Source organism: Megasphaera sp. DJF_B143 (assembly GCF_900320625.1).
GTDB lineage: Bacteria > Bacillota > Negativicutes > Veillonellales > Megasphaeraceae > Megasphaera > Megasphaera hexanoica.
In genome coordinates this window covers 1-2,782 of the sequence record NZ_ONTA01000242.1, presented here as the reverse complement: position 1 = coordinate 2,782, position 2,782 = coordinate 1, and the positions used below count along the sequence as shown (strand labels likewise).

The following is a 2,782-nucleotide window of genomic DNA, read 5'->3' as shown; positions in this document are numbered from 1 at the left end:
CCGCCGACGACGATATGCCCCTGTGTTTTGGATGTCAGTCCCGATATAAGACGTAAAAGCGTACTTTTGCCACAACCGCTCTTGCCGACGAGAGCCACGCTTTCCCCAGCCTGTACAGTCAGATTGATATCCTGCAATACGAGATGGGAACCATATGCTTTAGTAAGATGATGCAGATTGATTTCATATCCGTTCATGATTCGGACCTCCTCATATTAGTGTTCCAGCGGAGCAGACGCCTGGTAAGCCGCACGGCCAGCCAGTCTGATATAGTGCCCAGCAGGGCGTAGACAATCATGCTCAGGACGACAACGTCCATCATCATAAATTCGCGGGCATTTGTCGCCATGAATCCAATGCCGGACTGGGCTGCTACGGTTTCAGCGACAATCAGGATCAGCCAGGTCCCACCGATAGACTGGCGCAGACCAATCATAATAGACGAGACCGCTCCAGGGAAAATAATGTGCCGGAATAGTTCCCATGGCGTCAGCCCGTATACTTTGCCCATTTCCAGTAATTCCGGGTCTATGGAGCGGATACCATGAAACGTATTGAGGTAGACCGGGAAAAACGTGCTCAGGGCAATGAGGACGACTTTCGCCGTTTCACCCAGTCCGAACCAGATAAGTATCAGCGGCAGAATAGCCAGACGTGGCACGCTTTTTATCATCTGGATTGGCGTATTCAGAATGGTATCGAAAAGCCGGAACTGTCCTGTCAGTGTCCCCAATACCAATCCGATGGTTCCTCCCGCTGCCAGGCCGGCTCCAGCGCGAAGCAGGCTGATCTGTATATTGGCAGCCAATGTCCCATCAGCAATGAGAGATGCTGTCGTCTGTATCAATTCCGATGGTCTGGGAAATAAATGATTCAGCTGATTAGTCATGGAAAGGTATATCCAGATTCCTATCAGAAGTGCTGGGACGGACCACATAAGAATAAGGGTTTTCAACCAGTTTCGGACTTTTATGGTATTCATTCTTTTTTTGTTATTTTCGCATGCTTGCCTTTTCAGTACTACTTCCTGTACTGTTCTTACTGCCATACGGCATACCTCCTTTATTCATACACATGAAATTTTGAAATAGCTTCCGTCAATGAGTCATCAAATAAACCAGCTGCTTCAACAGGCTTGTTCAACAGACCCATTTTTATAAAGGAATTGATAATATCTTGTTCAGATTGAATTGTTTTTTCATCAAGAGGGGCTATTCTCCCTTTGCGCTGTGCTTCCTGCTCTTCAAATTGTTTTTGATATTCATCAGTCTTCTGATTCGTTTCTTTGGCATAAAAAGCCGCCCATTCCTTCGGATGCTGACGTATCCATTCATCGGCTTCATTGATCCGTTCCAGATAATCGATGAGAGCCGCTTTTTTCTTGGAATCCGCCAGGGCAGCGGGAGCAGCATACCAATAATAGTCGCCGGAAAGAATGCTTTCTGCTGAAGCCAGCGTAACGGCGCCTTTATTTTTGGCCTGAATAATACTATTTCCATATCCGGCATAGGCATCGACATCACCAGTGAGTACGGCCGACAGACCGTCTGATGTAGACATAGGCAGTGCTTCGATATCGTTCCAGGAAAGGCCGGCTTCTTCCAGCATTTTAAACAGGAAATACTGGGCTGTCGTAGATTTGACATAGGCTACTTTTTTCCCTTTCAGGTCGGCGACCGTATGGATAGATGCTTTGCTTTTTGGGCCCGTAATCAGTTCCTGATCCAAAGTTGATCCTTTTCGTATAGCGACGATTTTGAAATTCCCGCCATTATTGCTTAGTGAAGCAAAGATAGGTGGTATCTGACTGCCACAGCCTGCATCCAGCTGGCCTGCAGCCATGGCTTCCAATACCAGATTTCCACCGCGGAGATTGTTGAAATGAACCGTATAGGGCGTATCATCAAGACCGGCGGCCTGCAATACTCCCTGGGCGTTTTGAATTCCTGCCGCGCCGATATCCAGTGTCACTCCCGACAAATCACCCTCATAGGGATTAGAAGCATGGAAAGAGGCTTTTTCGCTTTTTGCCGTACCTGTACCGCCACAGCCTGCCAGTCCCAGAATAAGAAAACAGATTACAACAAGCAGAATAGATATTTTTTTCATAACATTTCCCCCTTTGGCAATAAAAAAAGCTGAATACACCCGGTACGCCTGCCTTGATGGCATACGTACCAGATGATTCAGCCTTCAGCTTTTCTGATCAGCTTTTTCTCCGTCCGTTCAATACGGACAATTTCATGTTTTTTGATGACGACGACTAGTTTCCCGTATTGCAGATTCCCCAGTGATGAGCGGATCTGTTGTTCTATCCCTTTCCGGTCCGGTGGTTTCCGGCAAATTCCTTGTCCCTGACAAAGGACGATGCGTTCATTGCGCTCCAACTGAATCAGCCGGGAATCCTGGATGACCAGGGCAATCTCTCCGGAACAGGTCTGTTGTATTAAATCCAGCGCATAGGTCAGTGCATTTCCCTGATTCGATGCTCCCCCTCTGTTTTTCATGTATCCCTCCTAAAAAAAAAAATCAGCATCCTGAAAGATGCTGCTCCCCTAGCCAGTCTCATCTTCCAGGTTTAATCCTGCTGGAATTGGCACCTTACCTTCCGGCAGGTTGCCGCAGCTTCACCGGGCCAGTCCCTCCGCTGCTCTTGATGACGCGCATTCTGTTGTTTCAGATCCGCGCTATGAATTTGTACACATACAGTCTATTCTGTTCATATCCGGTACCTCCTGATTCGTCAGTTTTTAATGTATACCGAAATAATACACTATATTCT

At 47.3% G+C, this 2,782-nt stretch carries 4 protein-coding genes and 1 riboswitch; all 4 genes read right to left on the bottom strand.

Annotated features, from left to right (window positions below; translation table 11 throughout):
• The coding region (locus DBO31_RS07180; RefSeq protein WP_200817485.1) for an ATP-binding cassette domain-containing protein at nucleotides 1-197 on the bottom strand (197 nt) is incomplete at its 3' end.
• Complete coding sequence (locus DBO31_RS07175; protein WP_200817484.1) at nucleotides 194-889, bottom strand: ABC transporter permease subunit; 696 nt, start codon at nucleotides 887-889, stop codon at nucleotides 194-196. The genes DBO31_RS07175 and DBO31_RS07180, both read right to left, overlap by 4 nt.
• Before the next feature lie 173 nt (nucleotides 890-1,062).
• On the bottom strand, nucleotides 1,063-2,109 hold the full coding sequence (locus tag DBO31_RS07170) for an ABC transporter substrate-binding protein (RefSeq protein WP_150824805.1): 1,047 nt from the start codon (nucleotides 2,107-2,109) through the stop codon (nucleotides 1,063-1,065).
• Nucleotides 2,110-2,186: 77 nt separating this feature from the next.
• Nucleotides 2,187-2,507 (bottom strand): DUF2292 domain-containing protein, encoded by a 321-nt coding sequence (locus DBO31_RS07165; protein WP_059077477.1) that lies wholly within the window; start codon nucleotides 2,505-2,507, stop codon nucleotides 2,187-2,189.
• 55 nt (nucleotides 2,508-2,562) lie between these two features.
• Nucleotides 2,563-2,663: riboswitch (SAM riboswitch) on the bottom strand.
• Between the last annotated feature and the right edge of the window lie 119 nt (nucleotides 2,664-2,782).